This window comes from Streptomyces sp. PTY087I2 (genome assembly GCF_001687325.1).
Lineage (GTDB): Bacteria > Actinomycetota > Actinomycetes > Streptomycetales > Streptomycetaceae > Streptomyces.
In genome coordinates, this window is the sequence record NZ_LZRD01000019.1 from 36989 (window position 1) to 54290 (window position 17302).

18 protein-coding genes are annotated in these 17302 nt (G+C 71.7%); 9 read left to right on the top strand and 9 right to left on the bottom strand.

What is annotated here, in order from left to right; all coding sequences use genetic code 11:
- Positions 1-151: 151 nt before the first annotated feature.
- Positions 152-1345: an RtcB family protein gene (locus A3Q37_RS21065; protein ID WP_065486987.1), complete on the top strand. Its 1194-nt coding sequence runs from the start codon at positions 152-154 to the stop codon at positions 1343-1345.
- A gap of 53 nt (positions 1346-1398) precedes the next feature.
- Here the strand turns inward: A3Q37_RS21065 and A3Q37_RS21070 are convergent, their stop codons facing one another.
- The 3 genes from A3Q37_RS21070 to A3Q37_RS21080 all read right to left on the bottom strand — a co-directional run bounded on the left by A3Q37_RS21070 (position 1399) and on the right by A3Q37_RS21080 (position 3951).
- The gene (locus A3Q37_RS21070; protein WP_065486990.1) at positions 1399-2292 is read right to left on the bottom strand and encodes a hypothetical protein; all 894 of its coding nucleotides are present in this window, start codon (positions 2290-2292) and stop codon (positions 1399-1401) included.
- A 144-nt stretch (positions 2293-2436) separates the two neighbouring features.
- The gene (locus tag A3Q37_RS21075) at positions 2437-3102 is read right to left on the bottom strand and encodes an HAD family phosphatase (RefSeq protein ID WP_065486993.1); all 666 of its coding nucleotides are present in this window, start codon (positions 3100-3102) and stop codon (positions 2437-2439) included.
- Between the two features lie 108 nt (positions 3103-3210).
- Entirely contained in the window at positions 3211-3951 is a 741-nt protein-coding gene (locus A3Q37_RS21080) for a GntR family transcriptional regulator (RefSeq protein WP_065486995.1), read from the bottom strand.
- Between the two features lie 311 nt (positions 3952-4262).
- On the opposite strand from A3Q37_RS21080, the gene A3Q37_RS21085 reads away from it, so the two are divergent.
- From A3Q37_RS21085 to A3Q37_RS21100, 4 genes are read left to right on the top strand one after another with little or no spacing between them, the layout of a single operon-like run.
- Positions 4263-5411 carry an extracellular solute-binding protein gene (locus tag A3Q37_RS21085; RefSeq protein WP_065487000.1) on the top strand — a complete coding sequence of 383 codons (1149 nt, stop codon included), beginning with the start codon at positions 4263-4265 and terminating at the stop codon, positions 5409-5411.
- A gap of 2 nt (positions 5412-5413) precedes the next feature.
- The gene (locus tag A3Q37_RS21090; protein WP_176711474.1) at positions 5414-6370 is read left to right on the top strand and encodes an ABC transporter permease subunit; all 957 of its coding nucleotides are present in this window, start codon (positions 5414-5416) and stop codon (positions 6368-6370) included.
- Entirely contained in the window at positions 6358-7212 is an 855-nt protein-coding gene (locus A3Q37_RS21095) for an ABC transporter permease (RefSeq protein ID WP_065487004.1), read from the top strand. Before A3Q37_RS21090 ends, A3Q37_RS21095 begins: the two co-directional genes overlap by 13 nt.
- Entirely contained in the window at positions 7209-8270 is a 1062-nt protein-coding gene (locus tag A3Q37_RS21100; RefSeq protein WP_065487005.1) for an ABC transporter ATP-binding protein, read from the top strand. Before A3Q37_RS21095 ends, A3Q37_RS21100 begins: the two co-directional genes overlap by 4 nt.
- A gap of 7 nt (positions 8271-8277) precedes the next feature.
- On the opposite strand, the gene A3Q37_RS21105 is transcribed toward A3Q37_RS21100, so the two are convergent.
- From A3Q37_RS21105 to A3Q37_RS21115, 3 genes are all read right to left on the bottom strand, one after another.
- Positions 8278-9036 (bottom strand): SDR family NAD(P)-dependent oxidoreductase, encoded by a 759-nt coding sequence (locus tag A3Q37_RS21105; protein WP_006125430.1) that lies wholly within the window; start codon positions 9034-9036, stop codon positions 8278-8280.
- Between the two features lie 146 nt (positions 9037-9182).
- A complete protein-coding gene (locus A3Q37_RS21110) occupies positions 9183-9917 on the bottom strand; it encodes a Mut7-C RNAse domain-containing protein (protein ID WP_065487007.1) in 735 nt (244 codons plus the stop codon).
- A 75-nt stretch (positions 9918-9992) separates the two neighbouring features.
- Positions 9993-10814, bottom strand: coding sequence for a helix-turn-helix domain-containing protein (locus A3Q37_RS21115; protein WP_065487395.1), 822 nt, complete (start codon positions 10812-10814; stop codon positions 9993-9995).
- Positions 10815-10895: 81 nt separating this feature from the next.
- On the opposite strand from A3Q37_RS21115, the gene A3Q37_RS21120 reads away from it, so the two are divergent.
- Entirely contained in the window at positions 10896-11483 is a 588-nt protein-coding gene (locus tag A3Q37_RS21120) for a TIGR03086 family metal-binding protein (protein ID WP_065487009.1), read from the top strand.
- Here A3Q37_RS21120 and A3Q37_RS21125 read toward each other — a convergent pair.
- Positions 11407-11763: a hypothetical protein gene (locus A3Q37_RS21125; protein ID WP_065487011.1), complete on the bottom strand. Its 357-nt coding sequence runs from the start codon at positions 11761-11763 to the stop codon at positions 11407-11409. The two genes, A3Q37_RS21120 and A3Q37_RS21125, sit on opposite strands and share 77 nt — an antisense overlap.
- Before the next feature lie 220 nt (positions 11764-11983).
- Positions 11984-12547, bottom strand: a complete 564-nt coding sequence (locus tag A3Q37_RS21130; protein WP_065487016.1) for a TetR/AcrR family transcriptional regulator — start codon at positions 12545-12547, stop codon at positions 11984-11986.
- Positions 12548-12701: 154 nt separating this feature from the next.
- Here A3Q37_RS21130 and A3Q37_RS21135 point away from each other — a divergent pair, with 154 nt between their 5' ends.
- Complete coding sequence (locus A3Q37_RS21135) at positions 12702-14303, top strand: carboxylesterase/lipase family protein (RefSeq protein WP_079137905.1); 1602 nt, start codon at positions 12702-12704, stop codon at positions 14301-14303.
- A gap of 49 nt (positions 14304-14352) precedes the next feature.
- On the opposite strand, the gene A3Q37_RS21140 is transcribed toward A3Q37_RS21135, so the two are convergent.
- Complete coding sequence (locus A3Q37_RS21140) at positions 14353-14937, bottom strand: hypothetical protein (RefSeq protein WP_073780093.1); 585 nt, start codon at positions 14935-14937, stop codon at positions 14353-14355.
- Positions 14938-15269: 332 nt separating this feature from the next.
- Here A3Q37_RS21140 and hemL point away from each other — a divergent pair, with 332 nt between their 5' ends.
- Entirely contained in the window at positions 15270-16541 is a 1272-nt protein-coding gene (hemL, locus tag A3Q37_RS21145; protein ID WP_079137922.1) for a glutamate-1-semialdehyde 2,1-aminomutase, read from the top strand.
- Positions 16538-17245, top strand: coding sequence for a histidine phosphatase family protein (locus tag A3Q37_RS21150; protein ID WP_065487019.1), 708 nt, complete (start codon positions 16538-16540; stop codon positions 17243-17245). The genes hemL and A3Q37_RS21150 overlap by 4 nt, the downstream gene beginning before the upstream one ends.
- The last annotated feature ends 57 nt before the right edge of the window (positions 17246-17302 follow it).

The window sequence follows — 17302 nt, forward strand, 5'->3', positions numbered from 1 at the left end:
CTTCGGTACGGAATAACGAGTTGCCGCTCGAAGGCGGCCGATGGACACAATGTGTATCGCACGCGCCGCTGTGAATGCCGGTCGGCCGACGGGTTTGCCGACCTTGGCGCCGGTTTTGCGCTTTCAGTCTTTTCGGGGGAATCGAGGAGTTATGTCGTACGTAGAGGTGCCGGGGGCGAAGGTTCCCATCCGGATGTGGACGGACCCCGCGTCGGTCGAGGACGTGGCGATGCAGCAGCTGCGCAACGTCTCCACGCTGCCGTGGATCAAGGGCCTGGCCGTCATGCCCGACGTCCACTTCGGCAAGGGCGCGACGGTCGGTTCGGTGATCGCGATGCAGGGCGCGGTGTGCCCGGCCGCGGTGGGGGTGGACATCGGCTGCGGGATGTCCGCGGTGAAGACGTCCCTCACCGCGAACGACCTCCCCGGCGACCTGTCACGGCTGCGCTCCAAGATCGAGCAGGCGATCCCGGTCGGCCGGGGAATGCACGGCGACGCGGTGGACCCGGGGAGTCTGCACGGGTTCCCGACGGCGGGCTGGGACGACTTCTGGGGGCGGTTCGGGGGGATCGCGGAAGCGGTCAAATTCCGTCAGGAACGGGCCACGAAGCAGATGGGAACGCTCGGCTCGGGCAACCACATGATCGAGTTCTGCCTCGACAGCGATGGTGCGGTGTGGCTGATGCTGCACTCCGGCTCCCGCAACATCGGCAAGGAACTGGCCGAGCACCACATCGGCATCGCCCAGAAGCTTCCGCACAACCAGGGCCTCGTCGACCGGGACCTGGCGGTCTTCGTCTCGGACACCCCGCAGATGGCCGACTACCGGAACGACCTGTACTGGGCGCAGGAGTACGCCAAGTACAACCGCGCGATCATGATGGCGCTCTTCAAGGACGTGGTCCGCAGGGAGTTCAAGAAAGCGAAGCCGGTCTTCGACCAGGAGATCTCCTGCCACCACAACTACGTGGCGGAGGAGCGGTACGACGGGGCGGACCTGCTCGTCACCCGTAAGGGAGCGATCCGCGCCGGTTCCGGGGAGTACGGGATCATCCCCGGATCGATGGGCACCAGCTCGTACATCGTGAAGGGCCTCGGCAACGAGAAGGCGTTCAACTCGGCCTCGCACGGCGCCGGACGCCGGATGAGCCGGAACGCGGCCAAGCGCCGGTTCACGGTGCGCGACCTGGAGGAGCAGACGCGGGGCGTGGAGTGCCGTAAGGACTCCGGTGTCCTGGACGAGATCCCGGCCGCGTACAAGCCGATCGATCAGGTCATGGAGCAGCAGCGGGACCTGGTCGAGGTGGTCGCGAAGCTCAAGCAGGTCATCTGCATCAAGGGCTGAGGTGAGGGGCGCGCCGCGGACAGCGGCGGGCCCCTCACGGCCCGGCGGACCGCTTACGTGCCTGCGGGACCGTCCTCGGGTCGTCGTACCTTTCCGGTCTTCAGCCGCCACAGCCGTACGGAGCAGGAGGCTTCGCTGCGGCCCAGTTCGGCGGCCGCCGAACCGGCGTCGTCATGGGCCAGCAGAGCGCGGTCCTCCCACGGCTTCCAGCGTCGTCCGGGCGAGCGGACGGGCATGTCCGCCGGTCGTTCCCAGGACGCCAGAGCCGTGGCCGCCGTCCGCTTGCGGGCCAGGGACAGGCAGCCCGGGTAGTAGAGATGCCCGGCCAGCTGAACCGCCGCCTCCTTCGTGTAGACCACGTTGTAGATCCCGTCACGCGCATTGCGTCCGATCTGCCGGGCGGATCCCGTCACCGCCTTGGCGTACCGGCAGAGGTAGGCGCCGACAGCGGCGCTCGCGGTGGTCAGCGAGACGAAGGGAAGGCCTTGTCCGGTATGCCCGACCGAGCCGTCGGCGTCGATGACGCCCCGGAGGTAGTCGCGGCGGGAGAACTCCACCCGGGGCGGGGTGATCTTCCTCGACTTCCGGCCGTAGGGAAGGCCCAGACCGTTGATCGTTGCCCTGGCTTCCCGGTTGCAGAGGGTCCAGATCGCCGAGTGGTGCTCCTTGGAGAAGTTCGTGGCCCGCACGCGTTCGGTGATGCTGCTGTTGTACGGAGTCAGGCGCTGGAACGCGCGCAGTACGGCGATGTCGCGGACGCTGATCTCCACCGTCAGGCGGCCCTTGTGCCCGGTCCCCTGGGCGAGGTGGCCGTCGGCCTGGAGGAATCCGAACATGTAGGCGTAGTCGGGGCGTTGGAGATCCATGAACGCCGGAGCCGCCGGTGGGGCGGGTGAGACGTCTCCGAGTTCGAAGAGTGGGGGCGCGCTAGTGTCGTGCTCAGCCACGGGAAGCCCTACTTCCTGATGGTGAGGCTCTCGGTCGGGACGGCAATCCTGACCGGGGGCCGCGCTGTGTTCTGGCGCGACCGAGCCTAGGCAGCGTGTGCGAGGGCCGGGCGGGCGAGCAGGGCCGATCACCCGCACGAGTGATTACCCCGCCTCCGTCAGGTCCGCCTCCGTCAAGGAAGCCACCAGGACCGTGCGCGGGCCCGGTTCGATGCCCGGTACCGATGGGACCGCGAGCAGGCGGCATCCCGCGGCCAGGGCGGCGGTCGCGCCGGTGGGGGTGTCCTCGACCGCCAGGCAGTCGGGTGCTGCCACCCCGAGCGCCGCCGCCGCGGCCAGGTACGGGTCCGGGTGCGGCTTTCCGCGCTCCGTCTCGCCCGAGGCGACCGATGTGTCGAAGCGGTGCCGGCCCAGGGTGTCCAGCACCAGGTCGGCCACGTGCCGCTCGGACGCGGTCACCAGGGCCGTCGGTACGCCCAGGGCGCGCGCCCGGTCCAGGAGCCGGAGGGCGCCCGGCTGGACGGCCACCCCCGCCGCCACCCGCGCCGTGAACTCCCGGTCCAGCCGGGCCGCCGTCTCCGCCGGGGACAGCGCGGTGAGGCCGTCGCGTACGAGGCGGTCGGCCGCGTCGGCCAGCGCGGCGCCCGCGAACGGGGCGAGGGTGCCCGCCCCTGCCGGGGAGCCCTGCGTCCGCAGGAAGCCGGCGACCGTGTCCAGCCAGGCGTGCTCGGTGTCGACGAGGGTGCCGTCCATGTCGCACAGCAGGGCCGCCGGGCGAGGGAGAGGGAGGGGGAGGGGGTTCGGGGGCATGCGGGCTCGCTGTTCCTGGGGTGGGGTGGAGTCGGCGTTCCTGGGGTGGGGTGGAGTCGGCTGCGGGGGCGGGCCCCGTCGTTCGGGGCGGTGCGCGCCGTCCGGTCCTCAGTCCGCCGCCGTGCGCACCAGTGGGTTCGCCTGGACCGAGTTGCGTACGGTGAAGACCACCGCGCCCGGGCGGTAGCGGTCGTCCGACGTCTCGACCGGGCGGCCCTCGGACGTCGTCGTCGTGCGGCGCACCCTCAGCAGCGGCGCTCCGCGTCGTACGCCCAGCTCCCGGGCGTCCGTGGTGCCCGCGGCGACCGCGTCCAGGTGGTGTTCGCCGTGGCTCATGACCACGCCGGCCGTCTCGTAGAGGCTCTGGGTGACCGACTCGCAGTCGTCGGGGAGGAGTTCGACGGCCGCCGCGACCCACCCGGCGTACACCGTGCGTTCCAGGAGCGCCGGTTCGCCGTCCAGGGTGCGGACCCGCAGGATGTGCAGGACCGGGTCGCCGGGGGTGAGGTGGAGCTGGGCGGCCTGGGCCTCCGTCGCCTTCGCGTAGCGGGAGCGGAGCACCAGACCACCGGGGGTGCGGTCGCCCGCCCTGGCCCACTGGGCGAAGCTGCGCAGCTCGGTGAAGCTCTGGCTGGGGGTCGTGGACAGGACCGTGCGGCGGGCGCCCTGGCGGGAGCCGATCAGGCCCTCGGACTGGAGTGTGCCGAAGGCCTGCCGGAGGGTGCCCCTGGACACCCCGTGGGTCAGGGCGAGTTCGGACTCGGACGGCAGCTCGGAGCCCACGGGGTACGTGCCGTCGGCGATGGCGCGGCGCAGCTCCTCGGCGATCTGCTGGTGCCGTCGGGTCACGTCTCTCCTCGGGGGCGTCAATGGGGCGTCATGCGACTTCGGGGCGGCGTACGGCCAGGACGATCATGTCATCCGCCAGCTCTTCGGCACATCTTCCTGGTGCGCGCAATCCATGCTCGCCCGCGAAGTGCGAACCCTGCGTCTAACCGGTTTCCCGGCTTCGTAAACCTACGTCTCCATAACGCTTCTGACCTGCACTTTTTATCTCCATAAAGCTTTACCTGCCGGTCACCCGGCTGCTAGCTTCGGCTCGCTTACTGACGATGGCTTGTCCATACAGGTGGCTCGCCGCAGACCCAGGAGTACGCATCGTGAAGGCACACCATCCCCGCCGCGTCCTGACCGCCGCGGCCCTCGTCGGCCTCACCGCCCTGGTGGCCACCGGCTGTGGCTCCGCCCCCGACAACGCCGGCGGGCGGAACAGCAAGGCGGCGAAGGCGGAGTCGGCCGCGGCCCTCGGCGGTATGGAGAAGCTCGTCGCGGCGGCGGAGAAGGAGGGCAGGCTCAACGTCTACGCCCTCGCGCCGGACTGGGCCAACTACGGTGAGATGATCGCGGCGTTCGAGAAGAAGTACGCGATCGAGGTCAACAACGAGGACCCGGGCGGCAGCAGCCAGGGCGCGCTCAACGCGGCGGCCAAGCGCAAGGGCCAGGACCGGGCCGTGGACGCGCTGGACCTCGGCACCTCGTACATGCAGGAGGCCAAGAAGCGGAATCTGCTCGCGCCGTACCGGGTCGAGGGCTGGGACGGCATCCCGGACGCGCAGAAGCAGCCGGACGCCTCCTTCATGAACAACTACGGCGGCTACATATCCATCGGCTGCGACGCCAAGGCCGTGAAGAACTGCCCGGAGACGTTCAAGGACCTCCTCAAGCCCGAGTACCGCAACAAGGTCGCGCTCAACGGCGACCCGACCGAGTCCAGTTCGGCGCTGGCCGCGGTCGTCGCGGCCTCGCTGGCGAACGGCGGCTCGCTGGACGACGCGCAGCCCGGGCTCGACTTCTTCCAGGCGCTGAAGAAGAAGGGCAACTTCGTTCCCGCGAAGTCCACGCTCGCCACCATCCAGCAGGGCGAGACGCCGATCTCGATCGACTGGGACTACCTCAACCTGGGGTACGGCGAGAAGCTCGCGCCCAAGGGCGTCGACTGGCAGGTCGCGGTGCCCGCCGACGGCCTGTACTCGCGCTACTACAACCAGGGCGTCAACAAGTACGCCCCGCACCCGGCGGCCGCCCGCCTGTGGCTGGAGTTCATCTACAGCCCCGAGGGCCAGAACATCTGGCTCAAGGGCTTCTCGCGCCCGGCGCTCCTGGAGACGATGAAGAAGAACGGCACCGCCGACAAGGCCGCCGTCGCCCGGATCCCCGAGGTCCACGGCACTCCGCAGGAGCCGACCGCGGAGCAGGAGGCGAAGGCCAAGGAGACCGTCGTCCAGGGCTGGGGCAAGGCGGTCAGCTGACCATGCCCGACCGGACCGCACTTCCCGCCCCCGTCACGGGCCCCGTGCCCGTGGCGGGCGCGGCCGCCCCCGTGCCTCCCGCCCCGGACGTCCGCGGCGGCGCCCCCGGCCGACGCGGCGCGCGGCGCCACCGATGGCCCGTCGTCGTCCCGTTCTTCGCGTTTCTCGCGGTGTGCTTCGGGCTGCCCGCCGGGACCATGGTGTACGGGGCGTTCACCGTCCTGGACCCGGAGAGCGGCGCGAGCCGTTTCTCCACCGAGAACGTCAGTGGTTCGCTCTCCGGGGCGTACGCCACCGGGCTGACCGGGAGCGTCGAACTCTCCCTGTTCACCGCCGTGTTGGCGACCGTCATCGGCACCCTGATCGCCCAGGCCGTCGTCAGCTCGCCGCGGCCCGCGCTGCGCGGGATCGTCGTCTCCGCGAGCGGGGTCCTCGCCAACTTCTCCGGTGCGCCGCTCGCCTTCGCGTTCATCGCGACGCTCGGTACGACCGGCACGGTCACCCAGCTGTTCCACCTGGACCGGACCGGCTTCAGCCTCTACAGCTTCACCGGCCTGGTGCTGGCCTACCTCTACTTCATGGTGCCGCTGATGGTGGTGACCGTGCTGCCCGCGCTCGACGGGCTGCGCTCCCAGTGGCAGGAGGCCGCCGCGTCCTGCGGGGCGACCCGCCGGCAGTACTGGCGCCACGTCGGCATCCCGGTGCTGACGCCGTCGCTGCTCGGCGGGGCGGTGCTGATGTTCGGTACGGCGTTCGCCTCGCACGCCACCGCCGCCGTGATGGTCGGCTCCTCGCAGCCGCTGATCACCATCCAGATCGCCAACGCCCTCAACGGCAACGTCCTGGTGGGCCAGGAGAACCTGGCCCTCGCGATGAGCCTCAACATGGTCGTGATCGCGCTGCTCGTGATGGCCGTACAGATCCCGTTGCAGCGCAGGAGTGCCCGATGGCTCGGATGAAGTTCACCTCGCGGGCCGTCGTCCTGCCGCTGGCCGCGCTGTATTTCCTGGTCCCCGTCGGCGCCTCCATCTGGTTCAGCGTCAACGAGGTCGAGGGCATCAGCTTCGACGCGTACACCCAGGGGCTCGGCACCGAGGGGCTGACCACCAGCCTGATGCTCTCGGTGCGCCTGGGGCTCGCCACCATCGTCTGCGGGCTGCTGCTGATGGTGCCGACCCTGGTCGCGGTCGCGCTCTATCTGCCGGGGCTGCGCCGGACCGTCGAGATCCTGTGCATGATGCCGCTGGTCGTCCCGCCGATCGCGCTGGTCGCGGGCGTCACGACGGTGCTGTCCTGGGAACAGGACCTGGCCGACACGCCCCTCTACATGACCTTCCAGATGCTGCGGGACGAGAACTTCCCGCTGGTCCTCGTGCTCGTCTACACGGTCATGTCCCTGCCGTTCCTGTACCGCTCGCTGGACGCCGGGCTGCGCGCCGTCGATCTGCGCATCCTCGTCGAGGCCGCCCGCAGCCTGGGCGCGTCCCGGCTCCAGACCCTGTGGCAGGTGATCGTGCCGAACCTGCGGACCGCCGTGGTGGGCGGCGCGGTCCTCAGCCTGGCCATGGTGCTCGGCGAGTACACCGTCGCCTCCGTGCTCTCCTACCGCCCGTTCTCCGTCTGGATGGTGGAGATCAAGGACTCCGAGGCGCAGCTCTCGGTGGCGGCCGCGATGCTGAGCCTGCTGATCACCTGGGGGCTGCTGCTCCTGCTCACCACCCTGGCGGGCGGCCGTCGCCGCCGTACGCCCCTGGAATCCGGCCGCGAGGACCGCGACAACCGAAGGAAGACCGTGTCATGACCGTCCCCGTGCATCTCAAGCAACTGCGCCGGAAGTTCGGCTCCACGGTCGCGCTCGACGGCCTCGACCTGGACATCGCCGCGGGCGAGATGGTCGCCCTGCTCGGCCCGTCCGGCTGCGGCAAGACCACCGCGCTGCGTATCGTCGCGGGCTTCGAGACGGCCGACGGCGGCGAACTGCTGATGGACGGCGAGGACGTCACCTCCGTCCCTGCCAACCGGCGGGACATCGGCATGGTCTTCCAGTCGTACAGCCTGTTCCCGAACATGACGGCCGCCGAGAACATCGCGTACGGCCTGCGGGTACGGGGCCGGGCCGCCGCCGAACGCAGGGCGCGGGCAGGGGAGTTGCTGGAGCTGGTCGGCCTGCCCGGTCGCGACGGCCACTACCCGCACCAGCTCTCCGGCGGCCAGCAGCAGCGCGTCGCCCTCGCTCGCGCCCTGGCGATCCGCCCCAGGGTGCTGCTCCTGGACGAGCCGCTCTCCGCCCTGGACGCGAAGGTGCGGCTCAGCCTGCGCGAGGAGATCCGGCGCATCCAACTGGACCTGGGCATCACCACGGTGTTCGTCACCCATGACCAGGAGGAGGCGCTGTCGATGGCGGACCGCGTCGCCGTGATGAAGGACGGGCGGCTCGAACAGTGCGCCGCGCCGGGGGAGTTGTACGACCGCCCGGCCACGCCGTTCGTCGCCGAGTTCGTCGGCACCATGAACCGGCTGCCGGGCACCGTCCGGGACGGCGGGGTCGTCGAGCTGTTCGGGCGGCGGCTGCCCATCCACGGCGAGCGGCCCGCCGCCGGCGCCGAGGTCGACGTACTGCTGCGCCCGGAGGGGCTGGCGGTGGGCGCCGCCGACGACGGGGCGGGCACCCCGGCGACCGTACGGGTGGCGACCTTCCTCGGGCCCACCACCCGGCTGCATCTCACCACGGACGGCGGGGCGGAGTGCAAGGCGGACCTGCCCAGCTGGGAGGCGACCGCGCTGACCCCGGGGGCGCGCTGCACGATCACCCCGCACGACCACCCCGTGCTCGTCGCGGCGGCGCCTGCGGAGAGGTGACGTAGGGTCAGAGCGTGCGGTGGACCTTCGTGTTGGAGGCCTGGGCGCGCGGGCGGACCACCAGGAGGTCGATGTTGACGTGGCTGGGCCGGGTGACGGCCCAGCCGATCGTGTCGGCCACGTCCTCGGCGGTCAGCGGGGCGTCGACGCCCGCGTAGACCTTGGCCGCCTTCTCGGTGTCGCCGCGGAAGCGCGTGGTGGCGAACTCCTCGGTCCTGACCATGCCGGGGGCCACCTCGATGACGCGGACCGGGGTGCCGACGATCTCCAGGCGCAGGGTCTCGGCCAGGACGTGCTCGCCGTGCTTGGCCGCGACGTAACCGCCGCCGCCCTCGTACGAGGAGAGCGCCGCGGTCGAGGAGAGGATCACAATGGTGCCGTCGCCGCTCGCGGTGAGGGCGGGCAGCAGGGCCTGGGTGACGTTGAGCGTGCCGATCACGTTCGTCTCGTACATCTGACGCCAGTCGGCGGGGTCGCCGGTCGCCACCGGGTCGGCCCCGAGCGCCCCGCCCGCGTTGTTGACGAGGACGGCGAGGGAGCGGAACGCGGTGGCGAACTCGTCGACCGCCGCCCGGTCGGTGACGTCCAGCGCGTACGCCGTCGCCTGGTGGCCCGCCTCGGTCAGCTCGGCCGCCAGCGCCTCGATGCGGTCCTTGCGGCGGGCGGTCAGCACGACCCGGAAGCCTTCGGCGGCCAGCGTACGGGCGGTCGCGGCGCCGATGCCGCTGCTCGCGCCGGTGACGACGGCGATGGGGGTGGCGGCCATGGCGAATCTCTCCTCGGGCTGCTGGTGCGTACTGCTGATGTGGACTGCTGATCGGGTACGGGCCAAGGATAGGCAGGCGTCGCGGAGCGACCCGTGCGCGGGCGCACCCGCCCGGCGCACCCGTCCGGCGCACACGGTGCGTGCCACTACGCCGGGGTGCCGCCGAACTCGCGGACCGCCTCGGACACGATCGTCTCCAGGTGGCCGTGGTGGGCGCCGCGCCAGTACACCCGGGAGCACTCCGTGCACTGGGCGAACACGTCGTACGCCTCCTGCGTGCCGTGCTCCAGCAGCCCGCTCACGGAGTCCTTGGCGGCCCCGGCCAGGACCCCGTTGCACGCGGTGCAGCGGGACCACGGGTCCAGGACCGGAGCGAAGCGGCCGAGGACGTCGCGCAGCTGCTCCTTGGGGCGGTCGCTGTAGACGTACGCCCCCGCCCAGATCTCGCGGCGGCGCAGCAGCCCGCGGTCCCGGGAGAGCAGGACGCGCCGCTCGCGCGCGGAGAGGGCGGCCAGGGCGGGGTCGCCGATGTCCTCGCTCTCGTACGCGGCGTCGACGCCCAGGAGCCGCAGCCGGCGGGCCAGCGTGCCGAGATGGACGTCGAGGAGGAAACGCAGGGGTGCGCCGGGGACCCGCTGGGGGCGTTCCACGGCGCGTACGTCGACGTGTTCGCCGGGGCCCGGGACATGCGAGCGGGCCACCGGGGCGCCGTTCACCAGCAGCGTTCCGGCCTCGGTGAGCGGGACGCCGAGGGACTCGATGACATGGCCGAGGGTCGATGCGCCGTCGGTGACGAGCGGCGTGGGCCCGCCGCGGCGGTCGTGCGGGACGAAGAGCCGCAGCTCAGGGGCTACTTCGAGGGTGATCTCGGGTCCGTTCACCCGGTCAGGATGCCACCGGGACGGGACGGCCTGCCAGGTATGTGGCGGGGCGCGCGGGTGCGCGTCCTCGCCGGTTCAGCGCGGTGCGAACGCCGTCGGGGGTACGCCCACCGTCGCGGTGAAGTCCCGCACCAGATGGGCCTGGTCGCTGTAGCCGAGGTCGGCGGCGAGCCGCGCCCAGTCGACCGCCGGGCCGGACTCGGCGGCCTCCAGCGCCTCGTGGATGCGGTAGCGGAGGATGACCCACTTGGGGCCGACGCCGACGTACGCCGAGAACAGCCGTTGCAGCGAGCGGGCGGAGAGGCCGGTGTCCCTGGCGAGCCCGTCGGCCCTTCGTACCGTACGGTCCGTACGCACCCGGTCGACGGCGGCCATCGCGAGGGCCGCCCGGGGATCGGGGCGCGGCTCCAGCGCCAGCAGGCAGGCGTCCAGCGCCGCGACCCGCGCGTCCTCGTCGTCCGGGCCGAGGACCGCGTCGACGGGCGGCGGTGGCCGCAGCGCCTCGGCGGCATCCGTCCGCAGCCCGGTCCAGGCGGAGACCGGGCGACCGGGGGCGAACGGCCGGAAGCCGCCGGGCCGGAACTGCACCCCGCAGACCCGGCCGCGCCCGGCCAGTTTCCGGGTGAAGAGCCCGGGGTCCACGCCCGCCACCTCGGCGTACCCGGACCGCTCCCGGGGGCTGTCCCCGGCCTCGTACCGCTGGAAGACCAGGTTCACCGACGGGTGCGGGACGACGTGGGCGGCGTACGGCTCGGCGAGGTCCCAGTCGATCAGCCAGTAGTGCTCCAGATACGGGCGCAGTGCGGCGGCGGGCTCGCGGCGACGGAAGCGGACGTGCGCGAAGAGGTCCGGGGCGTCGACGATGCCCCGGGTGTCGCGGCGCGGTCCGGCGGCCATGACCACGATTTTAGTGAGGGCTCAGGACGCCTGTCGTGTTTCTTCAAGACGCGGGCCGGGCGACCGATGCAGGGTGGGGGCATGACTCAGACGATCGGTGAACTGCTGGAGACGGCCGCGGACCGGGCCCTGCCCGTGGTGCGGGGGATCGACGACGGGCAACTGGGCGGCCCCACGCCCTGCGCCGCGTACGACGTACGGGCGCTGCTGAACCATCTGTTCCTGGTGGTCGTGAACTTCCAGGCCCTCGCGGCCCGCGAGGACGTGGACTTCACCCGGGAGCCGGACTTCGTGGCGGACGGCGACTGGCGGGCCAGGTTCGGCGACGAGACGGCCCGGCTGGTGAAGGCGTGGAGCGTGCCGGGCGTCGAGGAGGGCACGACGGGGCAGATGGGGCTGCCGGCCCGGACGGTGGGGCTCATGGTGCTCGGCGATCTGACCGTGCACGCCTGGGACCTGGCGCGGTCGACGGGCGGGGACTTCGTGCCAGAGCGGAGCGTGCTGGACGAGGTGGGCCCGGGGCTGGCGGCGATGGCCCCGCAGGCGCGCGAGATGAAGGTGTTCGGCGAGCCGTTCCCGGTGCCGGAGAGCGCTACGGCTTTTGAACGGCTGCTGGCGGTGACGGGGCGCGATCCGGGGTGGACGCCGGGCGGGAGGGCCGGGGGCTGAGCTTGGTGGGCGGCGCGGCGGGCGTATCGGCGGGACCCGGAACGGCCGGAGCGGCCGGAGCGGCCGGGGCGTCGTAAAGAGAGCTGAGCGCGGCGTGCGCGTCGTTGACGATCTCCTCGGCCAGGAGCAGCATCTCCTGCTCCGCCAGCCGGGCCGCCCGATGGGTGTACGGGGACGGCGGCGCCGGATGCCTGCGGCGCCACCAGCAGTCGCAGGCGGCGTAGATGCCGCCGCCGAAGACGAGCACGGGGATGGACAGGGCCAGCAGAACGTCGCCCACGGCGGACCTCCTCGACGGATCGGTGTCCTGTCCATCGGCGTGCCGGGCGGGTCGGCTGAAGACCTGCCGTCGGCCAAAAATCCATAAGCCCTGGCTGGATTCTGACCGGATGTGTGCGCGTGGGTGCGCCTGTTTGAGCGCTTCGCCTGTGTGAACGCAACGGCTGTTGAACGCAACCGCTGTTTGAACGCAGCGCTTCGACCGGCCGTGCGGCCGGACGTCACTCCTCCTTCGGCAGGGCGGTGGCCAGCGCTCGCAGTCCGGCCAGCACCTCGTCGGCGGTGGGCGCGGACTCCGGGTCGGTGAGGTGCTGCATCATCAGACCGCTGACGAGGGCGAGTTGCACCGATCCGACGGTGCGGACCGTCTCCTCGGAGAGCTCCTCCTCGGCGGTCCCGGTGACCTCGCGCGCCATCCCGCTGCGCCCCTGCCGCAGTCCGGCGGCCACCTGCTCCCGCAGCTCCGGGTCGCGTTGAGCCCGCAGGACGGTCTCCAGATTGGCGAGCCAGAACGTCCTGTTGACGGAGAAGGCCTCGATCAGACGGCTCCAGAGGGCGTCGAGGCCGGTGCCGTCGCCGGACGACGGCCCGAAGGCTTGCTCCCCCGAGTCGAGTGCCTCGAAGAGCGCCTGGTTGAGCAGCGCCTCCTTCGAACCGAAGTGATAGCCGATCGCGGCCATGCTGACGCCCGCCGCCGAGGCCAGGTCGCGGACGGTCGTGCGCTCGTAGCCCTTGGCGAAGAGGCACTCCCGCGCGGCCTCCAGCAGCTTCTCCCGGTTTCCCATGGAGCGGACCCTAGCAACGTCCTGCACGTACGCGCCAGACGAACGCATCAGGCAAATGCTTAAGGCAAATGATTCAGGCGAACGTCTTGCGCAGATGCCCAAATCCTGAATACGGTTCCGAGCGTCGAAGACCGCACCGACCCCGGGAGCCCGGATGACCATCGACATGTCCCGCCTCGCCGCCCTCACGACGGCCACTGTTTCCGCCGCGCTGGCCGTCACCCTGGTCGCGGCCGGCCCCGCCCCTGCGCAACCCGGTGACCGGGGGGCCCTGCCCACGCGGGTGACGACGGCGGAAGGCCCGGTCCAGGGCGTGGCCGCCGGTGCCGTGCGTACGTTCCAGGGCATCCCCTACGCGGCTCCGCCGACCGGGGAGCGCCGGTGGAAGGAGCCGCGGCCGGTGCGTCCGTGGTCGTCGCCGCTGGACGCCCGGGCCCCGAGGAGCGCCTGCGCGCAGCCGGCCGACCAGCCCATCTCGATCGAGGGCGGCGGCGACGAGGACTGCCTCCACCTCAACGTCACGACCCCGGCCGGGCGGACGACGGGACGGCTGCCGGTCATCGTCTGGATCCACGGCGGCAGCTTCACCTACGGCGACGGGGCCACCTACCGTGCGGCCGCGCTGGCCACCGCGCGGCAGGGGGCCGTGGTCGTGACGGTCAACTACCGGCTCGGCGCGCTCGGTTTCCTCACCGCGCCCGGCCTGCGCGCACCCGCCAACCTCGGCCTCCTGGACCAGCAGGCCGCGCTGAAGTGGGTCAAGCGCAACGCCGGGGCCTTCGGCGGCGACCCCCGTAACGTCACGATCATGGGGCAGTCGGGCGGCGGCTACAGCGTCTGCGCCCAGCTCGTGTCACCCGGCGCGCGCGGACTCTTCGACAAGGCGATCGTGCAGAGCGCGGGGTGCGTCGGCCCGGACGGCTCGTTCACCCGGGAGCAGGCGGAGGCCAACGGCCGCGCCGTCGCCGAAGCCGCGGGCTGCGACGATCCGCGCACCGTCGACTCCTGCCTGCGCCGCAGGTCCACCTCGGAGCTCATCGACGCGTCGGCGTCCGGTCACGACGGCTACCGGCCCGTGGTGGACGGCACGGTTCTGCCCGAGGCCCCGGCACGCGCGATCGCCGCCGGCCGGTTCGCCCGGGTGCCGGTGCTGCACGGCTCCACCCACGACGAGATGAGCGGACTGGCCGGGCTCGACGAGATCATGACCGGGACGCCGCTGACCCCGGAGGCGTACGCCGAGAAGATCACCGAGCGGTTCGGGAAGGACGCTCGCGCGGTCCTGGCGGAGTACCCCGTCTCGGACCACCCGGCCCCCGGGGCGGCGCTGTCGGCCGTGCTGACCGACTCGGAGTGGTCGACCGCGGCCCTCGACACCCAGCGCGCGCTGGCCCGCCACACCCGCGTCCACGCCTACGACTTCGCCGAGGCCGAGGCGCCGTACTTCAGGAACGTGCCGCGACCGGCGAGCTTCCCGCTCGGCACCGGCCACATGATCGACCTGGCCTACCTGTTCGAGAACGACCTCTTCGAGCCGCTCGACGCCGCGCAAACCGGACTGTCGGAGACGGTGACCGCCTATTGGGCGCAGTTCGCCGCCACGGGCCGGACGGGCGGGGGCGGTCTGCCCGCGTGGAAGCCGTTCACGGAACGCGACCCGTACGTGCAGCGACTCGCGTCCGGTGGCATCGGGCGGACCGACTTCGCGGCCGACCACCACTACGCCTTCTGGAAGGCGCTCGCTCCCTCGCGCTGACCGCGCACTCCGGAGAGGGATCGGCGGGGGTTCGGCGGGGCGTTCCGGATCAGGGCCAGACCAGGCAGTACGCCTGATGTCCCGCGTCGTGCAGGCGGTGGGAGAAGTCCTGCCACTCGTGGAGCAGCTGGTAGACGTTGAACGCGTCGCGCGGGCCGCCGCGGTCGGGGACCGTGGACCAGATGAAGGCCGCCGCGCCGACCGACTCCTCGCCGACGCCGCGCAGCGGGTCGACGACGGTCATCGGGAGTTTGACCACGGCGTAGTCGGGGTGGAGAACGACCAGTTCCAGCGGGGGGACCTTGTGCAGGGGTATGCCCTGGATGCCGGTGAGGACCATCGCGGCCACGGTCTCCGGCTTGATCTTGGTGAACATGCCGCCCATGCCCAGCTCGTCACCGCCGAGCTCCTCCGGGCGCATCGAGATGGGCACACGGGCGGCGGTGGCGCCGTCCGGGGCGCCGAAGTACTTGTACGTCACGCCCATCCCGCCCCCGCTCCTGGTCCCGGGGGGCGGCGTGCTCTCCGCGCCCCTGCTCTGGGCGCGCTCGGCCCTGCGCCGGTGCCGCCCTCGTCGGGCAGGCTCGGGCCCCAGGTCGTCGGTCCCTTCGCCCACTCCGCCACCGCGATGCATATCTCATCCACCCGACTACTTCTTAGGAGACACAGCCCCCGCCGCGCAACCCGATCATCGTGTCAGTGACCTCCCCCGCGGGCGTGCGGTGAAACACCTGTCCGCAAAGACCGTCCGTGCCTCTGACACCATGGCATGTGTGAGCTTTCCCTATGACGCCCCAGTTTCGCAGACGCGAGAGCACTGACGCTCTTTCGTGATACGAGGGGAGCGCCCTCCCTGCTCACCGGTGGCCGAGATCGTTAGGGATTTCCCGGCCCGGCCCCCCGACACCCGAATCGCAGATCAGGACCAAAGTGGCGTATTCATACGAAGCCCCAGTTTCGCAGTCGCTGTTCGACCGGGCGTCCGTCGTGACGCCCGGCGGCGTGAACTCTCCCGTGCGTGCCTTCCGGGCCGTGGGCGGTACGCCCCGGTTCATGGTGTCCGGCACCGGTCCGTACCTCACCGACGCCGACGGCCGTGAGTACGTCGACCTCGTCTGCTCGTGGGGGCCGATGATTCTCGGCCACTCTCACCCCGAGGTCATCGCCGCCGTCCAGGAGGCGGTCTCCCGGGGTACCTCCTTCGGTACGCCGGGGGAGGGCGAGGTCGCGCTCGCCGAGGAGATCGTGGCGCGGATCGAGCCCGTCGAGCAGGTGCGCCTGGTCTCCTCCGGCACCGAGGCGACCATGTCGGCGATCCGGCTGGCCCGCGGTTTCACGGGCCGGGCCAAGGTCGTGAAGTTCGCCGGCTGCTACCACGGCCACGTGGACGCGCTGCTCGCCGCCGCCGGGTCGGGCGTGGCCACCTTCGGGCTGCCCGACACCCCCGGTGTCACGGGCGCCACGGCCGGCGACACGGTCGTGCTGCCCTACAACGACCTGGACGCGGTCCGCGCCGCCTTCGCCGCGCACCCGGGCGAGATCGCCTGCGTGATCACCGAGGCCTCGCCCGGCAACATGGGCGTCGTCCCGCCGGCGGACGGCTTCAACGCCGGACTCAAGGAGCTGTGCGCGGCCAACGGCGCGCTGTACATCTCCGACGAGGTGATGACGGGCTTCCGTACGTCGAAGGCCGGCTGGTACGGCGTCGACGGCGTCCGCCCCGACCTGATGACGTTCGGCAAGGTGATGGGCGGCGGCTTCCCCGCGGCGGCCTTCGGCGGCCGCGGCGACGTGATGGCGCACCTGGCCCCGGCCGGCCCGGTCTACCAGGCGGGCACCCTCTCCGGGAACCCGATCGCCACCGCCGCCGGCCTCGCCCAGCTGCGGCTGCTGGACGACGCGGCGTACGCGAAGATCGACGCGGTCTCCGCCGAGCTGCGCGCCCTGGTGGGTGACGCGCTCACCAAGGAGGGCGTCGCGCACACGGTGTCGGCCGCGAGCAACATGTTCTCCGTCTTCTTCACCGACCGGCCGGTGAAGAACTACGACGACGCGAAGAAGCAGGACGTCTTCCGCTTCACCGCGTTCTTCCACTCCATGCTGGAGCAGGGCGTCTACCTGCCGCCCTCGGCGTTCGAGTCCTGGTTCGTCTCCACGGCCCACGACGAGCGGGCGATCGAGCGCATCGCCGCCGCCCTGCCCGCCGCCGCCCGCGCCGCATCGGAGGCCACCGCATGAGCGAGAAGAACCGCGACGAGCAGCTGACCGTGGTGCACGTGGTCCGCCACGGCGAGGTGCACAACCCGGACGGTGTGCTCTACGGCCGCCGCCCCGGCTACCACCTCTCCGACCTGGGCCGGCAGATGGCCGACCGGGTCGCCGAGCACCTGGAGAAGCGCGACGTCACCCATGTCGTCGCCTCCCCGCTGGAGCGCGCCCAGGAGACCGCCGCCCCCATCGCCAAGGCGCACGGCCTGGACCTGGCCACCGACGCCCGGCTGATCGAGGCCGCCAACGTCTTCGAGGGCAAGACCTTCGGCGTCGGCGACGGCGCGCTGCGCAAGCCGGACAACTGGAAGCACCTCACCAACCCGTTCAAGCCGTCCTGGGGCGAGCCGTACATCGAGCAGGTCGTCCGGATGATGGGCGCGATCGACGCGGCGCGGGACGCGGCGCGCGGGCACGAGGCGGTCTGTGTCAGCCACCAGCTGCCGATCTGGATCCTGCGGTCCTTCGTGGAGCGCCGCCGCCTGTGGCACGACCCGCGCAAGCGGCAGTGCACGCTGGCCTCGCTGACCAGCTTCACCTACCGGGGCGACACGATCGTCTCGGTCGGCTACTCGGAGCCGGCCCGTGACCTGGTGCCCGTGCATCTGCTGGCCGGGGCCAAGCCGGTGAAGGGGAAGGCCGCGAAGGGACAGTCGAAGGCGTTCGGGGCGTAGTTCCGACGCCCCCGGGACGAAGATCCGACGCCCCCGGGACGAAGACAGGACGACGAC